Origin of the sequence: Halomonas salipaludis (assembly GCF_002286975.1) — a bacterium.
Taxonomy (GTDB): Bacteria; Pseudomonadota; Gammaproteobacteria; order Pseudomonadales; family Halomonadaceae; genus Franzmannia; species Franzmannia salipaludis.
The window spans coordinates 219,503-239,501 of sequence record NZ_NSKB01000003.1; the positions used below are offsets into that span (position 1 = coordinate 219,503).

Annotated in this window: 22 protein-coding genes; 6 read left to right on the top strand and 16 right to left on the bottom strand. The window is 65.9% G+C overall.

The window, feature by feature from the left end; all coding sequences use genetic code 11:
• Positions 1–189: 189 nt before the first annotated feature.
• The 15 genes from phnP to CK498_RS08670 form a co-directional block, all read right to left on the bottom strand.
• Positions 190–990 (bottom strand): phosphonate metabolism protein PhnP, encoded by an 801-nt coding sequence (phnP, locus tag CK498_RS08600; RefSeq protein WP_095620462.1) that lies wholly within the window; start codon positions 988–990, stop codon positions 190–192.
• Positions 987–1,547, bottom strand: a complete 561-nt coding sequence (gene phnN, locus CK498_RS08605; RefSeq protein WP_095620463.1) for a phosphonate metabolism protein/1,5-bisphosphokinase (PRPP-forming) PhnN — start codon at positions 1,545–1,547, stop codon at positions 987–989. Before phnN ends, phnP begins: the two co-directional genes overlap by 4 nt.
• A complete protein-coding gene (locus CK498_RS08610) occupies positions 1,547–2,689 on the bottom strand; it encodes an alpha-D-ribose 1-methylphosphonate 5-triphosphate diphosphatase (RefSeq protein WP_176475752.1) in 1,143 nt (380 codons plus the stop codon). The genes phnN and CK498_RS08610 overlap by 1 nt, the downstream gene beginning before the upstream one ends.
• Positions 2,682–3,428, bottom strand: a complete 747-nt coding sequence (phnL, locus tag CK498_RS08615) for a phosphonate C-P lyase system protein PhnL (protein WP_095620465.1) — start codon at positions 3,426–3,428, stop codon at positions 2,682–2,684. Before phnL ends, CK498_RS08610 begins: the two co-directional genes overlap by 8 nt.
• Positions 3,429–3,444: 16 nt before the next feature.
• Positions 3,445–4,236: a phosphonate C-P lyase system protein PhnK gene (gene phnK, locus CK498_RS08620; RefSeq protein ID WP_095620466.1), complete on the bottom strand. Its 792-nt coding sequence runs from the start codon at positions 4,234–4,236 to the stop codon at positions 3,445–3,447.
• Entirely contained in the window at positions 4,233–5,066 is an 834-nt protein-coding gene (locus tag CK498_RS08625) for an alpha-D-ribose 1-methylphosphonate 5-phosphate C-P-lyase PhnJ (protein ID WP_095620467.1), read from the bottom strand. Before CK498_RS08625 ends, phnK begins: the two co-directional genes overlap by 4 nt.
• Complete coding sequence (locus CK498_RS08630) at positions 5,063–6,169, bottom strand: carbon-phosphorus lyase complex subunit PhnI (protein WP_095620468.1); 1,107 nt, start codon at positions 6,167–6,169, stop codon at positions 5,063–5,065. Before CK498_RS08630 ends, CK498_RS08625 begins: the two co-directional genes overlap by 4 nt.
• Positions 6,169–6,753 (bottom strand): phosphonate C-P lyase system protein PhnH, encoded by a 585-nt coding sequence (gene phnH, locus CK498_RS08635; protein WP_095620469.1) that lies wholly within the window; start codon positions 6,751–6,753, stop codon positions 6,169–6,171. The genes CK498_RS08630 and phnH overlap by 1 nt, the downstream gene beginning before the upstream one ends.
• A 2-nt stretch (positions 6,754–6,755) precedes the next feature.
• Positions 6,756–7,226, bottom strand: a complete 471-nt coding sequence (gene phnG, locus CK498_RS08640) for a phosphonate C-P lyase system protein PhnG (protein ID WP_095620470.1) — start codon at positions 7,224–7,226, stop codon at positions 6,756–6,758.
• On the bottom strand, positions 7,223–7,975 hold the full coding sequence (phnF, locus tag CK498_RS08645) for a phosphonate metabolism transcriptional regulator PhnF (protein WP_176475753.1): 753 nt from the start codon (positions 7,973–7,975) through the stop codon (positions 7,223–7,225). Before phnF ends, phnG begins: the two co-directional genes overlap by 4 nt.
• A gap of 36 nt (positions 7,976–8,011) precedes the next feature.
• On the bottom strand, positions 8,012–8,803 hold the full coding sequence (gene phnE, locus CK498_RS08650; RefSeq protein WP_095620472.1) for a phosphonate ABC transporter, permease protein PhnE: 792 nt from the start codon (positions 8,801–8,803) through the stop codon (positions 8,012–8,014).
• 56 nt (positions 8,804–8,859) lie between these two features.
• Entirely contained in the window at positions 8,860–9,897 is a 1,038-nt protein-coding gene (gene phnD / locus CK498_RS08655; RefSeq protein ID WP_095620473.1) for a phosphonate ABC transporter substrate-binding protein, read from the bottom strand.
• A 29-nt stretch (positions 9,898–9,926) separates the two neighbouring features.
• Positions 9,927–10,754, bottom strand: a complete 828-nt coding sequence (gene phnC, locus CK498_RS08660) for a phosphonate ABC transporter ATP-binding protein (RefSeq protein ID WP_095620474.1) — start codon at positions 10,752–10,754, stop codon at positions 9,927–9,929.
• Between the two features lie 290 nt (positions 10,755–11,044).
• Complete coding sequence (locus CK498_RS08665) at positions 11,045–12,157, bottom strand: alanine/ornithine racemase family PLP-dependent enzyme (RefSeq protein WP_095620475.1); 1,113 nt, start codon at positions 12,155–12,157, stop codon at positions 11,045–11,047.
• A complete protein-coding gene (locus CK498_RS08670; RefSeq protein ID WP_095620476.1) occupies positions 12,154–13,293 on the bottom strand; it encodes a DUF1611 domain-containing protein in 1,140 nt (379 codons plus the stop codon). Before CK498_RS08670 ends, CK498_RS08665 begins: the two co-directional genes overlap by 4 nt.
• Positions 13,294–13,529: 236 nt before the next feature.
• Here CK498_RS08670 and CK498_RS08675 point away from each other — a divergent pair, with 236 nt between their 5' ends.
• The 6 genes from CK498_RS08675 to CK498_RS08700 all read left to right on the top strand — a co-directional run bounded on the left by CK498_RS08675 (position 13,530) and on the right by CK498_RS08700 (position 19,051).
• Positions 13,530–14,750, top strand: a complete 1,221-nt coding sequence (locus CK498_RS08675; protein ID WP_095620477.1) for an MFS transporter — start codon at positions 13,530–13,532, stop codon at positions 14,748–14,750.
• An 82-nt stretch (positions 14,751–14,832) separates the two neighbouring features.
• Entirely contained in the window at positions 14,833–15,465 is a 633-nt protein-coding gene (gene gmk, locus CK498_RS08680; protein WP_095620478.1) for a guanylate kinase, read from the top strand.
• 85 nt (positions 15,466–15,550) lie between these two features.
• On the top strand, positions 15,551–15,805 hold the full coding sequence (rpoZ, locus tag CK498_RS08685; RefSeq protein ID WP_089657954.1) for a DNA-directed RNA polymerase subunit omega: 255 nt from the start codon (positions 15,551–15,553) through the stop codon (positions 15,803–15,805).
• Between the two features lie 31 nt (positions 15,806–15,836).
• A complete protein-coding gene (locus tag CK498_RS08690; protein WP_095620479.1) occupies positions 15,837–17,963 on the top strand; it encodes a RelA/SpoT family protein in 2,127 nt (708 codons plus the stop codon).
• A gap of 100 nt (positions 17,964–18,063) precedes the next feature.
• A complete protein-coding gene (locus tag CK498_RS08695; RefSeq protein WP_076749854.1) occupies positions 18,064–18,453 on the top strand; it encodes a RidA family protein in 390 nt (129 codons plus the stop codon).
• A gap of 82 nt (positions 18,454–18,535) precedes the next feature.
• Entirely contained in the window at positions 18,536–19,051 is a 516-nt protein-coding gene (locus CK498_RS08700) for an acyloxyacyl hydrolase (RefSeq protein WP_095620480.1), read from the top strand.
• A gap of 23 nt (positions 19,052–19,074) precedes the next feature.
• Here CK498_RS08700 and CK498_RS08705 read toward each other — a convergent pair whose 3' ends face one another.
• Complete coding sequence (locus tag CK498_RS08705) at positions 19,075–19,950, bottom strand: SDR family oxidoreductase (protein WP_095620481.1); 876 nt, start codon at positions 19,948–19,950, stop codon at positions 19,075–19,077.
• Positions 19,951–19,999: the final 49 nt, after the last annotated feature.

Sequence of the window (19,999 nt, forward strand, 5' to 3'; positions counted from 1 at the left end):
ATTTTTCCCGCAAGCGCCTGATTGGATTATGAAAATTATTCACGCACTATTTTCAGATCCAGAACATAGAGTGACGTACAACTAGCCTCAGAGAAAAGTCTCAACCCATTGATATTGAGATAAAATCGTTCAATCAATTGAAATCCAGTGCGATCCGATGAACCCCCGACGAGCGGACAGCCATTAGGATCACTGCACGATGCTGGCCTCAAGTCGCAACCGCCACACGGGATTCTCCAACACCAGTTGCATCCCATCTTCGGCCAAGCCCACATGCGCAGGTAGTGACAAGGGGGCGCTCATCGCTTCGGCATCGAACGCATGGCTCAGATGGGTCAAATAAGCGCGACGGGGCGCGAGGCGGTCGAGGATCTCCAGTGCCATGGCGAGGTCATTGTGGTTGCGTGGCGAAACATGACTGGCCGGATGGGTGGCATCGAGCACCACCAAGTCCGCTTGCCACTGTCGCAGGAAACGTTCGGTCTCGGGAGGCAGGCCACAAGTATCGGTGAGATAGGCCAGCCGCACGCCGCCGTCGTCGAGGCAATAGCCGAGCGTCGGCTTGCTGTGGGCGAGCGGCACCGGAATCACCTCCATCCCTGTGAGCCGTAGCGGCCGGAACGGCTTGAGTCCCGGCTGGAAGTCGAGCACACCCGAATTCTTGTAGAGGTCGGCACAGCCCTGGGCATCCTTGGGACCGTAGACGGGAATCGTCTTGCCCACTCCCCAGCGCAGATGAAACAGGCCCTGGACATGGTCGGGATGATAGTGGGTGAGCAGGATCGCCGTCGGACGCTCCCGCTCGCAGCTCTCGGCGAGGTCGGGCCGACCGGCATCGAGCAGGTAGCACTGGCCATCGACGCGCACCTCGGCCGAACAGGGGCCGCGCCGATGACTGCTCAGCACCCGGGCACGCTGGCAGGCTGGGCAGTCGCAGCCGAAACGCGGCACCTGGGCGCAGTCGCCGGTACCGACGAATCGCAGCCTCATGAGACGCACTCCACGGCCAGCCAGGCTTCGAGCGTCATCAGGGTCGACTCGAGCGAACCGCTGTTATCCAAGCGCGGCACGCCGGGGCAGGCATCCCCGAGCTGACGATGGCGCTCGAGCCGCGCCTCGACCTCTTCGCGACTCTCGCGTCCGCGTTGCAGGAGCCGCTCACGCAGCACCTCCGGCCTCGCGGTGACCAGCACCGGCAGCAGATATTCGGAGAAGCGCGCCTGGGCCAGCGGCAGCGCACGACGGCTGCCGTTGACCAGCACCGTCGTCCCACGATCGAGCCAGGCGCGAACCTCCACGCCCAGGGCATAGTCGAGCCCGTGAGCCTGCCAGTCGAGGCAGAACAGGCCTGCCCGACGGCGCCAGGCGAACTCCGCGTGGCTGAGGCTCACACAATCTTCGCTGTCGCCGCTTGCGCGGGTGATGTAGCGGTGTGCCACCGGCCATTCGGGGTGGCGATGCCGTGCAGCGGACAGCAGGCTGTCCTTGCCCACGCCGCTGGCCCCCATCACGTAGACGAGCCGCCCCGTCGCGCCATAGCCCGCCATCAGTGCACCTGCCTGCCGCTGGCCCACACCCGCACCACCAGCGGGTGGTCGTCGCACAGCCGCACCCGGAGCAGATCGGCGCGCAACCCCTCGGCGAGACGACCGCGATCGCTCAGGCCCACGGCCTCGGCAGGCAGGCGCGTGGCCGTGGCTACCGCCTGCGGCAGCGCATAGCCCGCTTCCATGCCCGCGATGCGGAACACTGCGTCGAGCAACGCCGCCGGATAGTAGTCCGAGGAGAGGATATCCAGCACGCCTTGCTCGACCAGCGTTGCCGCGGCGATGTTGCCGGAGTGTGAGCCACCCCGCACCACGTTAGGAGCACCCATCATCACCGCCATGCCCGCGCGGTGCGAGGCCTCGGCAGCCGCCTGCGTGGTGGGGAACTCGGCCACCCGCGTGCCGTACTCGTGGCTCTCGGCGACGTGCTCCAGGGTGGCGTCGTCGTGGCTCGCCAGCGCCAGCCCCCGGGCGTGGCACTCGGCGGCGATGAGCCGCCGGTGCTCGGCGCTGTAGCGGGCGCTGTTGGTGAGCTGCCGTTCGACGAAGACCTCCAGTTCGCTGTCGCTCAGGCCGTACTTGCCCTGATAGTAGGTGCGATAGGCCTCGAGGGAGGCGAACTGCCGCTGCCCCGGGGCATGATCCATCAGCGACACCAGGCCGAGCCGCGGCAGGTCGGCGAGCTCGCGGAAACGCGTCAGTGTCTCGGGTTGACTGACCTCGCAGCGCAGGTGCAGGCGGTGGTCGACCCGTGCCAGGCCGGCATCAACGATATGGTCGATCGCCCGGCACATCGCCTCTAGCGCCAGGTGGCGAACGCTCGTCTTGTTGACGTCGCCGATGGCCACCGCGTCGAACACCGTGGTGATGCCGCTCGCCGCCATCTGGGCGTCGTGGGCCAGCGCCGCCTGGCGTGGCGGCCAGGCGACCCGAGGCCGCGGCTGGAAGTACTTCTCCATGTTGTCGGTATGCAGCTCGACCAGCCCCGGCAGCAGATAATCGCCATTGCAATCGATGGCCGCGGGATGACGGCTCGGGGCGGTATCGAGCTCGGCGATGCAACCGTTGCGGATCACCAGGCTGCCCGCGACCACCTCGTCGTCGAGCACCAGCTTGGCATGGGTGAGGATCTGTTCAGTCATGGGCAAGCCCTCGGGAAGGCGACGATGGGGTGGGGGACGCCAGGGACGGCGCCATGAACGCTTCGAGCGGTAGTAGGCGGTCGGCCACTCGCTCGCGAACGTCCTCGTCGTGGAAAATGCCGAGCATGGCGGCGCCACGTGCCTTGGCCTCGTGGATCAATTCGACCACCACGGCACGGTTGGCCGCATCCAGCGAAGCGGTGGGCTCGTCGAGCAACAGCAGTGGATGCTCGCCGATGAAACCGCGGGCGATGTTGACGCGCTGCTGCTCGCCGCCCGAGAAGGTGCCAGGCGGAAGCGACCATAGCCGCTCGGGCAGGTTGAGTCGTGCCAGCAGCGTCTCGGCCCGCACACTGGCCTCGTGGGCATCGGCACCTCGCGCCAGCAGCGGCTCCATCACTACCTCACGGGCCGAGACCCGTGGCACCACGCGCAGGAATTGGCTGACATAGCCGATCACGTCGCGGCGCAGGGAATGCCAGGCGTGCGCCGGCAGCGCGGCGAGCGAGAGCGTCCCGTCATCGAAGTGCAGGCGGATGTCCCCTTCGCCGGCCAGGTAGTTACCGTAGAGGATCTTGAGCAGGGTGCTCTTGCCGATGCCGCTGCGCCCGGCCAGCACCAGGCACTCTGCGGCGTGGAGTTCAAGCGAAAGGGCTTGCATCACCTGCAGCGCGAGCCCGCCCTGGCCATGCAGCACGAAGCCCTTGTCCAGGCCTTCGACGGTGAGGATCGGGGTCATGGGGTCGTCTCCTCAATCATGGGGTCAACACCGACGACACCAGCAGCTGGGTATAGGCGTGCTGTGGGTCGTCGAGGATCTGGTCGGTGAGGCCGGCTTCCACCACCCGGCCGCGGCGCATCACCAGCAGGCGGTGGGCGAGCAGCCGTGCTACGGCAAGGTCGTGGGTCACCAGCACCACCGAGAGGCCGAGCTGACGCACCAGGGTGCGCAGCATGTCGAGCAGGCGCGCCTGTACCGAGACGTCGAGCCCACCGGTGGGTTCGTCCATGAATACCAGCCGCGGCCGGGTGACCAGGGTGCGAGCGATCTGCAGGCGCTGCTGCATGCCGCCGGAGAAGGTGCGCGGCGCGTCGTCGATGCGCGCCGGGTCGAGCTCCACCTGGGTCATCCAGTCCTGGCCGGCGGCGCGCAGTTGACCGTAGTGGCGCTGGCCCAGCGCCATCAACCGCTCACCCACGTTGGCGCCGGCGGAGACCCCCATGCGCAGGCCGTCGCGGGGGTTCTGGTGCACCAGCCCCCACTCCAGGCGCAGTAGCGCGCGGCGGCGTGCCTCGCCGATGGCATAGAGGTCGAGCGCATCGTCGGCGGCGCGATGGTAGACCACGCGGCCGGCATCCGGCGCTTCCAGTCCCGCGAGCACACGCAATAGCGTCGACTTGCCGGAACCGGACTCGCCGACGATGCCCAGCACCTCACCGGCGTGCAGTCGCAAGTCGAGCTCCTCGCAGCCCTTGCCTGGACCATAGAGTCGTGTGATGCCCTGCACATCGAGCAGGACGGGACGATCCAGTTCGGGACGTTTCATGCGAGCTCCCCCCGGCGTGTCAGACAATAATCGGTATCCGAGCAGACGAACATGCGCCCGCCCGCGTCATCGGTGATCACCTCATCGAGAAAGCTCTCCCGGCTTCCGCACAGCGCACAGGATTCATCCCAGCGCTGGATCTCGAAGGGGTGATCCTCGAAGTCGAGGCTCTCGACCCGGGTATACGGCGGGATGGCGTAGAGCCGCTTCTCGCGCCCGGCACCGAACAACATCAACGCGTCGCTCTGGTGCAGCTTGGGGTTGTCGAACTTAGGGATCGGCGAGGGATCCATGACGTAGCGGCCGTCGACCTTGACCGGATAAGCGTAGGTGGTGGCGATATGGCCGTAGCGGGCGATATCCTCGTAGAGCTTGACCTGCATCACCCCATACTCTTCCAGGGCGTGCATCAGCCGGGTCTCCTGCTCGCTGGGCTCGATAAAGCGCAGCGGCTCGGGAATGGGCACCTGGAAGACCAGGATCTGGTCCGGCGCAAGCGGCGCCTCCGGGATGCGGTGACGGGTCTGGATGACGTTCGCCGTCCCCGTTGCAGTGGTGGTCTCGACGCCGGCGACGCGCTCGAAGAAGGCGCGGATGCTGACCGCGTTGGTGGTGTCGTCGGCGCCCTGATCGATCACCTTGAGCACGTCTCCGGCACCGAGGATGCTGGCGGTGAGCTGCATACCGCCGGTGCCCCAACCGTAGGGCATGGGCATCTCGCGGCCGCCGAAGGGCACCTGGTAGCCGGGAATGGCCACTGCCTTGAGCAGCGCACGGCGGATCATGCGCTTGGTCTGTTCGTCGAGGTAAGCGAAGTTATAGCCGTTCACAGCGAATCCTCCGGTTGGGCGTCAGGTCCCATGTCGCACTCCCGGCGATCGTGCTCGCGACGTAGGCGACGCAGCAGCTCGAGTTCCGACTGGAAGTCGACGTAGTGCGGTAGCTTGAGGTGCGAGACGAAGCCCGAGGCCTCGACGCTGTCGGCGTGCGCCAGGACGAACTCGGCCTGCTGGGCCGGCCCCTGAACCTCCTCACCGAGCTCCTCGGCACGCAGCGCTCGATCGACCAGAGCCATGGCCATGGCCTTGCGCTCGCTGTGGCCGAAGGCCAGCCCGTAACCGCGGGTGAACTGGGGGGCGGCATCGCGGGAGCCGCCAAACTGGTTGATCATCTGGCACTCGCTGAGGGCGATCTCGCCGACGCACACCGCTTCGCCCCACTCCTCGACGAAGATCTCGACCTCGACATGGCCCAAGCGGATCTCGCCAGCGAAGGGGTGGTTACGCCCATAGCCGCGCTGGGTCGAATAGCCCAGTGCGAGCAAGTAGCCTTCGTCACCGCGCGCCAGCATCTGTAGCCGGGTGGCACGGTCGACGGGATAGTCGGGAGGGTCACGGGTGATATCGGCGGGCTCGCAGCCGTTATCCGTCTCGCGCTCGATCAACCCCTCGGCATCGAGCAGCTCGAGGAGCGGCGGACAGGCTTCCAGCGCCCGTTCAGCGCGCTCGGGGGGTGGCGCCTCGCCCTCAGCAAGCAGCATGAAATCGAGTAGGCGATGGGTGTAGTCGTAGGTCGGCCCGAGAATCTGGCCACCGGGAATGTCCTTGTAGGCGGCGCTGATACGGCGTTCGATGCGCATGGCACCGGTGTCGAGCGGTTCGCTCACCGCCAGGCGCGGCAGCGTGGTGCGATAGGCGCGCAGCAGAAACACCGCCTCGATGATATCGCCGCTGGCTTGCTTGATGGCCAGCGCGGCGAGCTCGGGATCGTACAGCGACGCCTCGCTCATCACCCGGTCGACGGCCAGGCGCAGCTGTTCCTCGATCTGACCCACCTCGAGCTCAGCCTGGTCGCGCGCGCCGCGGCGGCGGTCGGCGAGCAGGCGATGAGCGTTGGCGATGGCGCGTTCGCCTCCTTTCACGGCAACGTACATCAGGCGCCCTCCTCGATTCGGGTGCTGCGCGGGATGGCGGCGAGCCGTGCGCCACAGGTGAGGATGGTGTCGAGTCCGCGCGGGAAGTGGTTCTGGTTGGCGATGAGCCGGGCCATCAGCGGCCGCGCGGCCGCCCCCAGGCCCAGGACACGGCAGTCGGCGATACCCGGGCCGCTGAGCCGCCACTCTTCGGCCCCTTCGAGGTCGTCCAGGACGACCAGTAGGGTGGTGCTGCGGTCGGGATACTCGTCGCTGCCCAGGGAGAAATCGGGCCCTTTGCCCATCGTGTCAGGCGTGACCAGGGCGAAGTCGGCCTCCTCGGCGCACTCGGTCACACGCGAGCCGGTATGCAGAGCCAGCGCCTCGCGCAGGGCGGCAGTGTCCCATTCGGGGGCGAGCCACACCCGCGTATCGAGATCGCACAGCGTCAGCAGCGTGCCCCACAGAGCAGGACCGATCTCGCCGTCGGGCGGTTGCGGCGCATCCAGGGTATATCGTGTACCTGGCTCGCTCATTGCCGCGAGGAGTTGGCGGAACAGCCGCTGGCTGTCATGGACGGGATCGTTCAGGGTCGGCCAGGGCATGCTCACTCCCCTCTCACCAGGGTGAAGAAATCGACGCGGGTCGCCGCGGCCTCGTGCGAGGCCTCGGCATGACGCGCCTCGAGGGCTTTCTGCAACGGTGCGATCAGGTCGAGGTCGATGCGCCGGGCCCAGGCAGCGTGCCGGGCACAGGCATCGACCAGGGCGATCAGCTCGGCGTGACGCCGGTCACGGCCGCGGACCCAGCCATGGCCCAGCGCACCGCCGCCCGGCGTGCCGTCATCGAGGGCGACGCTGGCCCGGGTCAGGGTCATCTCGCCGAGATGGAAGGCACTGCCGGTACCGCCCATGCGGCCGCGCAGCATGGCCATGCCGGTTTCCGGGCCGCGCACGCAGCGATGGGGGGCGCGAATGCCGAGCGCGGCCCAATGCGTCTCGAGCGTTTCACGCGGAGTCAGCGCCAATACCCGCTGGCGTCGCGCCTGCGACGTGCAGTGGTCGTGCAAGGAGGTCATGAGGGCACCTCGTCGGTGGGATCGAAATCGATGTGGTAGGCGAGCCGGTCGGCACGAGCGCGGCTGCTCGAAACCTCGACCAGCGTTCCGTCACGGTCGACGTTGTCGCTCGAGAGCTGCAGCAGCGGAGCGTTGAGCGGACAGCGCAAATGGCGGGTGTCGTCGCGAGTGGCACTGCCGGCCTCGATGCGTACGCGCCGACGGACCAGTTGCAGCCCATAGTGCTGGTTGAGCAGGGCGCGGGTGGAGCCACCGCGATAGCGCTGCTCCCAGCCGGGTACCCGCGTGGGGTCGAACCAGTGACGCAGCAGCATCACGGGGGCGCCGTCGATGTGACGCAGGGTATCGACGCACAACAAGCGCTCACCGGGGCCTCGTCCGAAACGCTGGGCGATCGCTTCGGGAGGCACGTCGAGCCCCTGCGACAAACAGTCGGTATGGGACACGAGCCCCAACTCGGCAAGGTTTTGGGTCACCTTGCTACCGGCACTGACCGCGTAGTCGAGGCGGCGGTCGACGACCTGGGTGCCTCGCCCCTGATGGCGCGTCACCATGCCCGCAGCTACCAGTTCATCCAACGCACGGCGCACGGTATGGCGGTTGACCTCAAAGCGCCTGGCCAATACCGCCTCGGTAGGCAGCAACTCGCCGGGGGTATAATCGGCACGCACCTCGCGGGCCAGCGTATCGGCCAGCTCACGATAGCGCGGCGTCTTGTCGATCGAGCCTCCGGCCACTTGTCTAGACATATTCACTCCAAAGAAAAGTGCCGTTTCCATCGGAAACTAGATGAAGCGCTTGCGGACGGTTTGCGACAACATGTCGAGCAGGGTGACGGCGATGATGATCACCAGCATGATCGTGGCGGTCTCGGCATACTGAAAACCGCGCATGGTTTCCCACAACGCCACGCCGATGCCGCCTCCACCGACCATGCCGAGTACGGTGGCCGAGCGAATATTGGACTCGAAGCGGTAAAGACTCACCGATATCCACAGCGGCAACACCTGGGGGATCAGGCCAAAGACGATCTCCTCGAGACGACCGGCACCGGTGACGCGAACGCCCTCCATGGGGCCAGCCTCGCTGGCCTCCACGGCTTCGGAGAAGAGTTTGGCGAGAACACCGGTGGTGTGGACGAACAGCGCCAGGGTACCGGCGAAGGGGCCGAGCCCCACGGCAACCACGAAGAGCATGGCGAAAACCAGCTCGTTGATGGCTCGGCAGGCGTCCATCAAGCGGCGCATGGGCTGGTAGACCCACCAAGGCACCAGGTTCTCCGAGGAGAGCAGACTGCATGGGATAGCGAATGCCACCGCCAGCAGTGTGCCCCAGATGGCAATCTGCACGGTCACCAGCATCAGCTCGATGTAAAGCTCAAGGTTGCCAAAACGCGGCGGGAAAAAATCACCGGCGAGTTCGGTCATATTTCCAGCGTTGGTCATCAATGCACTGGGTTGCATCTCGGCGCCTTGCCAGGCCCAGGCGAGCACCGCTAGTGCCATGCTCCAACCGATCAGATGCAACCAGCCACGCTTGGCCGGTGTGCTGGCGAGCATGGGGGGGGATATATTCATGGGGTCTCCCTAAGAGGGGCTGGTATACCCCTCTTGGCGTGGTGTGGGCGGCAGGCTTACTGGTTCACGGCGGCCACATCAGGCGCTTCCCGCTCGGACTGAGCGGCTTCGCGAGCCTCGAGGCGCTCGTCGAGCTCTGCCAACTGCGCATCCAACTCGGCGAGTCGACGCGCCTTGTCGTCGTCGGCGATGCCATCGTCGTTCTCGATTTCGAGCCGCTGCTTGAATAGCTCGAGCTGGCGAATAGGCAGCAGCTGATCATTATCCGATGCCTTGAATCCGGCCCACTGCAAGGGCGCAATGATGTCGTGCTGCTCGGCGGTCTCACCGTAGTGCTCGAAGAAGTCGCGCAGCTTCGCCTTCATCTCCGCGGGTAGTGCCTCACGCCATACCAGGGGGTTGGAAGGAATCAGTGGCGACTCCCAGATCACCTTGAGCTGCTCGGCCTTGTCGGCCGCATTCAGCTCGAGACGCTCGAGGGCTCCGCTATTGAAGGTGGCGACATCGATCTGCTGGTTAGCCACCGACAGTGCGTTGGTCTCATGATTGGAATTGAGCGAGCGCTTGAATGCCTGACGGGGATCGACATCGTTCTGAGCGAAGACGTAATAGCCAGGTACCAGGTAGCCGGAGGTAGAGTTTGGATCCCCATTGCCGAAGGTCAATTCGCTGGCATTGGCGAGAATGTCCTCGACGGTTTCGAAAGGACTCTCCCGGTGCACGATCAGCAGGCTCCGGTAGCCGGGCTGCCCATTCTCGTGCACGACCTGGGCGAAGATTTCACCCCCGGCTCGGTCGACCGCCTCCATCGCCGACTTGTTGCCGTACCAGGCGAGGTCGATCTTGTCGAAGCGCATGGCCTGGATCACCGCCGCGTAGTCATTGGCAAAGAACGGTTCGACCTCGATACCGAGGGATGCCGACATATCCTCGAGAAACGGACGCCACTGTGGTTCCTGGTTCTGGCTCGACTCGGTGGAAATGATGCCGAAGCGCAGGGTGTCGAGCTCCTCGGCGGCGGCATACTGGCTACCCAGCAGACCAAGGCTGGCGATAACGGGTAGTGTGATGTGACGTAGGGCACGGCATAGCATGGTCGGGTTCCTCATGGTCGGTCGGAGATTCAGCCGGCAGCCCCCAAGGCCACCGGACTGTCGTTGGGTGCAGATGCGTCGTGCATTTCGTCCAGGTCGGCGTTGTCATAAAGTGCCTGGAGTCGGGCATCGGTCAGCTCGGCGGTGGGACCATCGTGATAAAGGCGGCCTTGCTTGAGGGCGATCGTGCGCAGGCAATAGCGACGCGCATACTCGACCTGATGCAGGGTGACGAGGACGGTACGCCCATCCTCGGCGTTGATGCGCTTGAGAATATCCATGACTTCCCGGGCACTGCGCGGGTCGAGAGAAGCGATGGGCTCATCGGCGTAAATGATGTCGGCATCCTGTACCAACGCACGTGCGATGGCGACACGCTGCATCTGACCGCCGGAGAGCGTATTGGCACGTTGGCCAGCAAGCTCGCCAAGCCCTACTCGGGCCAGGGCATGACGCGCCTGGCTGCGCTCCTCCTCGCTGAAACGTCCCAGCAACGCTCGCCAACGCGGCATCGAGCCCAGGCGGCCGATCAATACGTTGGTCATCACACTGAGCCGCCCTACCAAGTTGAACTGCTGGAAGATGTAACCGGTACGGCAACGCTCGGCACGAGAGCGTCGGATCAACCGACCATCGCACTGGATGTCATGTTGCATGACGGTGACACGGCCGCCGGTTTGGCGGTTGGCGATGGTCAGCCCTACGAGATGGCGCAACAAAGTGGACTTCCCCGAGCCGGAAGGCCCAATGAGGGCCACCATTTCGCCGGCACGAATCTCGAAAGCGATATCCTCAAGGACAGTGCGCTGCCCGAAGGCCTTGTTGAGCCGTTCGACGGCGATATTGGCAATAGACATGGACGCCTCCTAAAGCGGATGACGTCAGTCTCGAGGCTTCACGTTAAAAGAACTTGTCTAGACAATTATGTTTTAGTGACATCATCGGTACCGGTTTTCGATGCGTACGGATAACGCTAGGCCCATGGCCACGAGAAAACAGCAGGTTAGACGCATCCGCCATATAAATGGCATTAAAGTGACACACCACTGCCATACACGGCGTCGCCAACCGAACCACCGGAGCTATCACGCAACCCGATTTAGCCATCAGCCGTTCACGCTCTCATCGAAAACCCATAACACGGAAATCACAGAGCGGCTGGCATTCGACTCGCGAGGGGTGGATGAGCAGGAGGCTGACGCTGCGTCGCCACGAACGTGTTCACCACGAAAGGCGAGGTCATTGCGCGCAGCAGCGCCGAGTAATCGAGCCCGAAGCGCAGCTCCGTGCCGGCGGCCAGGCGCTGCTGCGTTTCCAGCACCAGGTGGTCGCTGCTGGCGGCGAGCACGCTGACGCCGATAGGGGGAGTCAGGCCGTCGGGATCTACATCCTGGCGCCCGATTGCGGCGATCGTCTGGATGATGGTGCCGCGTTCGCGCATCGCCGTCGGCACGCCGAATGCCGCCTCCCCGGTGGCGCCGCGCGGCACCGTCGGCTTGGCCAGCGACTCGATGACGGGTACCACCAGGGTGAAGGCGTCGGTGTGCAGGCCGCTCAGCGGCATCCGCGTGACAGGGTCGCAGCCCAGCAGGATCGACTCGCCGAGCCGCAGGTCGTTGACACGGCCCGCGGGCGCGGCGAAGGCCCAGGCGAGGTTGGCCGAATTGCCGCCGGAAACGATCGGCAGGTGCAGACCCAGCTCGTTCTCCAGCCTGCTCACCAGCGCCGAGAGCTCACCCATGTTGTCGGCGCTCGGCACAACGCCGGCACGGCATGCCAGGTTGGTACCGAGGCCGGCGAGCGTGACGTTGGGGAGCCGTAATATCCGTCGGGCTAGGTCGAGTACGTCCTCTGGCAGCACGCCCTCGCGCAGGTCGCCCAGCTCCACCATCAGCACCAGGCCGTGACGGCTGCCCAGCCTGCCCGCCGCCGCCGAGAGTGCCTTGGCCACCTCGAGTTCGCTGATCTGGCTGATGCTGGCGCACGCCACTGCCCGGGCAGCCTGGCCGGGCGTGGGCGAGCGCAGCAGGGTCAGCGGGGCCCGGATGCCGGCATTGCGCAGTGCCTCGAGATTGGCGATCCGCGAATCGCCGAGACGCACCACGCCCCCGGCAAGCATGGCCCTTGCCACCTCCGGGGAGCCCAGGGTCGCCTTGGTGACCCCGGTGACGGCGATGCCGCGGCCGGACAAACGGCTGACGAGTGCACGAGCGTTGTCCTCGATCCTGGTCAGATCGATCTCGACGCGCGGGCAGGTCACGCCATGGCCAGTGGCTGACGCGCCTTAAGTGCGGGGAAGGCGGCGGTGACCATTGCCACCAGCGCCGCGGGGTCGTGCCACAGCGCATCGGTGGCGGGGATGCCGAGCTCGCCAGCGTAGCGGGCGATGGCCGCCGCGACCTCCTCCCGGGTCATGTCCTCATGGTTGATGGCCAGCCCGATGACCCGGGTCTTGCCGAACAGCTCGATAAGCTTGAGCTCCGAGAGCGGCGACGGCATCGGCACTGCCGGATAGTCGCTGAGCATTCGGCGAGCCGGGGCATGCTGCATGATCACGGCCTGCGGCCGGCTGGCGCGCAGCACCACCGTCGAGCTCAGGTAGGCGGGATGGCTGAGGGCACCCTGGCCCTCGATCACGATGACGTCGGGGTGCTCGCCCTCATAGGCGGCGACCACCGCCCCTTCCAGTTCGCCGACACCGAACTGAGCGGGTATGGCATCGAGCGCGACGCCATAGGCGGCACCCTGCATCAGGCCGGTCTGTCCCGTGCCTACCATCACGGTGTGAATCCCGGCGTCGTTGAGCGCCTGGGTGAGCAGCGTCGAGGTGGTGCGCTTGCCGATGGCACCATCGGTACCCAGCACCGCGATGCGCACGCAGTCGACGCCGCCGATCGCGCCGTCGAACATGCGCAGATCCTTGGTCGGGCGTGGCCGACGGATATCGTGCAGCGTTACCCCGCTGGCCTGCGCCGCCGCCGAGATCTCCGGGTCGTCGGCGAGGAACTCGTGCAGGCCCGATACCACCCCGACGCCCGCCGCCACCGCCGCCAGCACCACCGCGCGGTCGGCCTCGGACATCAGGCCCGAGAGTGGGGCAAGCCCGAAGATGAGAAAGTCAGGCAGAGCGTCGGCCGCGGCCAACGCGTCGCCTAGGCCGGCCACGATGGGGATGCCCACCGCCGCCTCGCCCAGGGCGACACCCGCGTCTTCGCCGCTCAGGGTGCTGTCGATGACGGACAGGATGCGATAGCGCTCACTGTTGCGCACCAGGCCATTGGCCGTCTTGCCATCGATACGTGCGAAATTGCCCTCGCAGTAGACGATGGCCGAATGGCGGGCGTCACTGGGGGCAGCGGCGGCGTCGAGAATAGCTTGAAGGGAACCTGGAAGCATGAATCGCCTACCTCGAGTCTGTACTCAGGGGAGGCAACGGGATGGTGTCGATCGAGACAGCCGACAGTCAGCGAGAGGTCTCCACTAAGCAAGTGGATGTACGTCAGCATACACAGATTGGGGTCGCCCGTATGCTCCTGCCTGAGTACTGACAGACGCGTTTATACTTTCGTCTAATTCTGCGATTATGCCTTCCCCGACCGCTATACGGCCGCAATCACCGGAGGGCTCACCGTATGCAGGACACCACCACCGCTGCCACCGGCCAGGCCCGCCGTCCGCGCCTGGCTGAATTCGCCCTGGCCCTCGGCGGCTTCGGCATTGGCACCAGTGAATTCGTGATCATGGGGCTGATGAATCGTGTCGCCGCGGATCTCGCGGTGAGCGTGCCCCAGGTCGGCTATGCCATCAGCAGCTACGCCCTCGGCGTGGTGGTGGGTGCGCCATTGATCTCGGCGCTAGCGGCACGGGTGCCCAGGCGCGCGCTACTGATCGCGCTGATGCTGGTGTTCGCGGTGGGCAATATCGCCAGCGCCCTGGCACCGGGTTTCTGGTCCTTCGTCGGCCTGCGTTTCCTGGCCGGGCTGCCGCATGGTGCCTACTTCGGGATCGCCGCCCTGGTAGCCGCCGGTGCGGTGCCCATCGATCAACGCGCCCGGGCCATCGCTCGGGTCATGTTGGGGCTCACCGTGGCGATCCTGATCGGCGCCCCCCTGGGCACCTGGGCCGGCAACCTGCTGGGCTGGCAGGTTGCCTTTTCAGCGGTGGGCGCCATCGCCCTGCTCACCGCCTTGCTGATCCGCCTATGGGTACCGCCACAACCCTACGATGCCCTGGCCAGCCCGCTTCGTGAGCTGTCGGCACTGATCAAGCAGCGGGTGCTGGTGACCGTGGCCATCGCCTGTGTCGGCTGTGGCGGGATGTTCGCCATCTTCAGCTACGTGATGCCCACTCTCACCCAGCAAGCCGGCATGAGCGAGGCGCTCGGTCCTCTGGTGCTGGTAATCTTCGGCCTCGGCTCGATCGCCGGCAACCTGGCTGGGGCGCGCCTGGCCGACCGTCATCTGATGCGCGCTATCCCGCGCATCCTGCTGTGGTGCGTGGCCGTGCAAGGGCTGTTCTACTTTGCCGCCAACAACGTCTGGAGCGGTTTGCTGTTCGTCGGCCTGGTAGGTACCAGCATGGCTCTGGCGCCAGCGCTGCAGACACGCCTGATGGACGTGGCCGGCGATGCCCAGACCATGGCCGCCTCCATGAACCATGCCGCCTTCAACGGTGCCAATGCGCTAGGTGCCTGGCTCGCCGGCTTGGCCATCCAGCTCGGCCTGGTGTGGTCGGCCACCGGCCTGGTCGGCGCAGCACTGGGCCTGCTCGGGTTGGCGATCTTTTTCTTCGGACGCGGGTTGGAACGACGCGACGCAGGCCTGCGCCTGGCCGCCGGCACGAACCGGAGCTGAACCGTGCCGAGACATGACGCCGAGCGCTGCGGCCACGTATAATGCTGGCCTCTAGCCACTCGCCTTCTGCTCCGGAGCCGCTATGTCCCAAGGCACGCTGTTTATCGTTTCCGCGCCCTCCGGCGCCGGCAAGACCAGCCTGGTGCGAGCGCTACTCGAGCGCCTCGACGGCCTGCAGGTCTCGGTATCGCACACCACCCGCGCCATGCGCCCCGGCGAGCTGGACGGCGTCAACTACCACTTCGTCGAGACCGCCAGCTTCGAGGCGATGATCGAGCGCGGCGACTTCTTCGAGCACGCCCGCGTCTTCGACAACTACTACGGCACCTCGCGGCCGGCGGTGCAGGCGTTGCTGGCCGCGGGCACCGACGTGATCCTGGAGATCGACTGGCAGGGCGCACGCCAGGTCCGCGAGCAGGTCGCCGAAGCCGAGTCGGTGTTCATCCTGCCGCCGTCGCTGGCCGCCCTGCGCCAGCGCCTGGCGTCACGCGCCACCGACGACGAGGCGGTGATCGCGCGGCGCATGCGCGATGCGGTCAGCGAGATGTCGCATTACGATGAGTATGACCATGTGATCATCAACGACGACTTCGCCACTGCGCTCGACGACCTCGAGGCGCTGGTGCGCGCCGCCCGCTCGCGGCTGGCTCGGGTGCGTGAGGCCCAGGCCCCGCTGCTGCAGGCGCTCTTGTCAGGGGGCGCGGCGGTCGAGTAGACTCTTCTGTCCTCCATAGCATCGAATGGTCAGCGTGGCCGTTCTTTCGCCATTTCCGCCCTACATCGAAGTCAGGTACCTGCACATGGCGCGAGTCACCGTTGAAGATTGTCTCGAGAACGTCGAAAACCGTTTCAAGCTGGTGATGATCTCCACCCAGCGCGCTCGCCAGCTGGCCCGCGGCTCACGCGACGCCCTGCTGCCGTGGGAAAACGACAAGCCCACCGTGATGGCGCTGCGCGAAATCGCCGCCGGCAAGATCGACGAGAACGTCCTCGACGAGCCGGTGGAAGCCGCACCGGTTCGGGTGCGTCGCGAGCCGGAGATGGGCGAAGAGTGATTCGTTGACCACCCGGGGATAGGCGCGCTGCATGTTCACCATTGATGACCTGGCCGACCGCCTCGGCGGCTATCTTCCCCCCGAAGAGATCTGCCAGGTCAAGCGCGCCTTCTACTATGCCGAGCAGGCCCACGACGGCCAGCGGCGGCGCTCCGGCGAGCCCTATGTGACCCACCCGCTCGCCGTGGCCAATATTCTTGCCAATATGCACATGGACCATCAGAGCCTGATGGCCGCCATGCTGCACGACGTGATCGAAGATACCGGCGTCTCCAAGGAGGCGCTCGGCGAGCAGTTCGGCGAAGCGGTGGCCGAGCTGGTCGACGGGGTCTCCAAACTGACCCAGATCACCTTCGAGGACAAGGCGGTCGCCCAGGCCGAGAACTTCCAGAAGATGGTGCTGGCGATGTCCAAGGACATCCGTGTGATCATCGTCAAGCTCGCCGATCGCCTCCACAACATGCGCACCCTGGGCGCCCTGCGCCCCGACAAGAAACGCCGCATCGCCCGCGAGACACTGGAGATCTACGCCCGCATCGCCGGTCGGCTGGGCATCAACACCATCCGCGTCGAGCTCGAGGACCTCTCCTTCCAGGCCCTGCACCCGATGCGCTCGGAGCGCATCAAGCGTGCCGTCAGCAAGGCCCGCGGCCATCGCCGCTCGACCATCCGCCAGGTCCAGAGCAGCCTGCAGAAGTGCCTCGACGACGATGGGCTGCCGGGCACCGTGATCGGCCGCCAAAAACACCTGCTGTCGATCTACAAGAAGATGCGCGACCAGCGCAAGTCATTCGCCGAGATCATGGACGTGTTCGGTTTTCGCATCATCACCGACGACGTCGACAGCTGCTATCGTATCCTCGGCGCGGTGCACAACCTCTACAAGCCGGTGCCGGGGCGCTTCAAAGACTATATCGCCATCCCCAAGGCCAACGGCTACCAGAGCCTGCACACTACCCTATTCGGCAGCGGCGGCATGCCCATCGAGGTGCAGATTCGCACCCGCGAGATGGAGGCCATGGCCAACAACGGCATCGCCGCTCACTGGCTCTACAAGGCCGGCCAGACCGAGCGCCCGATCGCCGCCGGCAGCCACGCCCGAGCCCGCGAGTGGGTGCGCGGCCTGCTCGAGATGCAGCGTCACGCGGGCAACTCGCTGGAGTTCATCGAGCACGTCAAGAATGACCTGTTCCCCGACGATATCTACGTGTTCACCCCCAAGGGCGACATCATGGAGCTGCCCCAGGGCGCCACGGTGGTCGACTTCGCCTACAGCGTGCACACTGATATCGGCAACAGCTGCATCGCATGTCGCATCGACCGCCACCTGGCGCCGCTGTCGAGCCGCCTGGAGAGCGGTCAGACGCTGGAGATCATCACCGCCCCCGGGGCGCGGCCCAACACCACCTGGCTGTCGTTCGTGATTACCGCCAAGGCGCGCTCGGCGATCCGCCACGCGCTCAAGCACCAGCAGCACACCGAGTCGGTGCAGCTCGGCCGGCGGTTGCTCAACAAGGCCTTGGCGGATTTCGAGACCAGCCTCGAAGAGCTGCCCGAAGGGCACCTCGCCGCCCAGCTCGAGGCGCTGGGCGTCAAGCAGCAGGACGAGCTGCTGGAATCGATCGGGCTGGGTACGCGCATGGCCTATGCGGTGGCGCGTCGGTTGGTCGAGGCGCTGCAGGAGGCCCCCGAGCCGCGTGGCCCACGCGTCGATGGGCCGATCGTGATCAGCGGCGCCGAGGGCATGGTGATCAACTTCGCGCGCTGTTGCCACCCGCTGCCCGGCGACCCGGTGATCGGGCACACCTCGGTGGGCAAGGGCATCGTGGTGCACCGCGCCGAATGCCGCAACCTCGACGACCTGCGCAGCGACCCGGAAAAGCTGTTCGCCCTCGAGTGGTCAGAGACCCAGGTGGCCGACTTCCCGGTGGCACTGCGCATCCAGGTCGAGAGCCGCCGCGGCCTGGTCGCCGAGCTGGCCGGCCTGGTTACCGACGCCGACGCCAACATCGAGCGCATCGGCATCGAGGAGCGCGATGCACGGCTGTCGATCGTCAACCTGACCCTGGCGGTACGCGACCGGGTGCATCTGGCACGCATCATCAAGCGCATTCGCAACCTGCCCCACGTCGGCAAGATTCACCGCGTCACCAACTGAGCGCGACCCTTGGCCCCGCTGCGGTGCGCCGCAGCGGGGCCAGCGTCGTTAAAATACACTCATTACAATGCACCATATCGCACTACGCGAGGGAGACATCATGAGCAACAAGGCCGTGATCAACACCGACAAGGCGCCCGCCGCCATCGGCCCCTATTCCCAGGCCATCAAGGCCGGCAACACCGTCTACCTGTCCGGGCAGATCCCTCTCGACCCGGCCACCATGGCGCTGGTCTCCGAGGACTTCGAAGCCCAGGCCCGCCAGGTCTTCAGCAACCTGCAGGCAGTCTGCGAAGAGGCCGCCGGCACGCTGGCCGACGTGGTCAAGGTCAATCTTTACCTGGTCGACCTCGACAACTTCGCCATCGTCAACAAGGTCATGGAGGAGTTCTTCACGGCGCCCTTCCCGGCTCGCGCCGCGGTCGGCGTCAAGGCGCTGCCCAAGGGCAGCCAGGTCGAAGCCGAGGCGGTGATGGTGATCGGCGACTGAGGCAGTTTTCCTGCTAATCGTTTCTGGCGTAAACTCGCTGAACGAGCCGCAAGCATTCAGGGACGAAACGCAGGAAAACCACATGAGACGAGTGACGCTTCATCACCTGGCAGCCGCGCTGCTACCCGGCATCGCGCTGCTGGGCAGCCCCGCGGACAGCTTCGCCGATGGCTATGCCTCACTGGGTGCCACCAGCGAGGGCACCCCGGCGCTGAGCCTGGGATTGGATCGCACGTTCAGCCTCGCCCACTGGCACCCACAGCTCGATCTGCGGCTGGCCAGCGGGCTGCTACTGCTTCCCGGCGATGATGGCGACGACAACGCCGCCTGGACGCTGACCCCGGCGCTACGCTGGACCTTCGCCGGCGAGCGCGGGGTGTTCGCCGAAGCCGGTATCGGGGCGGCGGTGTTTCTCAACACTCGCCTCGAGTCACGCAACCTCTCCAGCGCCTTTCAGTTCGAGGACCGCCTGGCGGTGGGGCTGCCGCTGGGCAGCGGCGAGCTCTCGGCCAGCCTGATCCACTACTCCAACGCCGGCATCAAACGACCGAATGATGGTTTTGAAACCCTGTCAGTAGGCTACCGCCACCCGCTCTAATATTTGGCGCTGGGCGCTCAAGTCTACGCCTGCTCGGGAAGAAAGCCGCCCTCCCTGAGCACCTGGGCGTAGCCCTCGCGGTAGCTGGGGTAGCGAAACACATAGCCGCTCGCGCGCAGCCGGCTGTTGTCACAGCGCTTGCTGGCGCGGCGCCGCAGCGGCGATTGGATGGTCTCGGTGGACTCGACCTTGAGCTTGCCGGCCAGCCACAACATCACCTCGTGCAGAGGCGCCGGCTCGCAGTCGCTGGCCAGGTAGAGGTCCTCGACCGGAGCCTGGTCGAGGGTGCGCTGGATCAGGTGCGCCAGCGCCCCGGCACAGTCGTCGCGGTGGATGCGGTTGGAGTACATCGGCGGGGCGCTGGGGGCGATCCGCCCCTCGCTGACCTGGCGGATCAAACGGTCGCGGCCCGGCCCGTAGATGCCCGAGAAGCGCACCACGGTGCCGGGCAGCGGGTGATCGAGCAGCGCCTGCTCGGCCTGGCGCATCAGGATCCCCGAGAAACCGTGGGGCTCGGTAGGGCTGGTCTCGTCCACCGCCTCGCCATCCTGCTGGGCATAGACGCTGGTCGATGAGACGAAGAACACCCGCTTGGGCGGCGCCTTGCGGCCGGCAAGTTCGCCAAGCACCGCGCGCAGGCCGTCGGGGTAGGCGGCGCGGTAGGCCTCCTCCTCGAAGCGGTCGGCGCTGAGCACGTAGACCACGGTGTCGGCATTGGGCAGCCCAGTCAGCGCCGCCGGGTCGCTGATGTCCAGCGCCAGCGGCTCGATTCCGCTATCCTTGAGCGCTGCGACGGCTCCGCGGCGCACTCCGATCACCCGCTGGCCGGCAGCGATCAACTGCTGTCCCAGGGTCATGCCGATGTCGCCACAGCCAATAATCAGTGTCGTCGTCTTCACCTTTCCCTCGCCCCTTGATAAAAAGTCCCTATTGGAAATTTGCTATCCA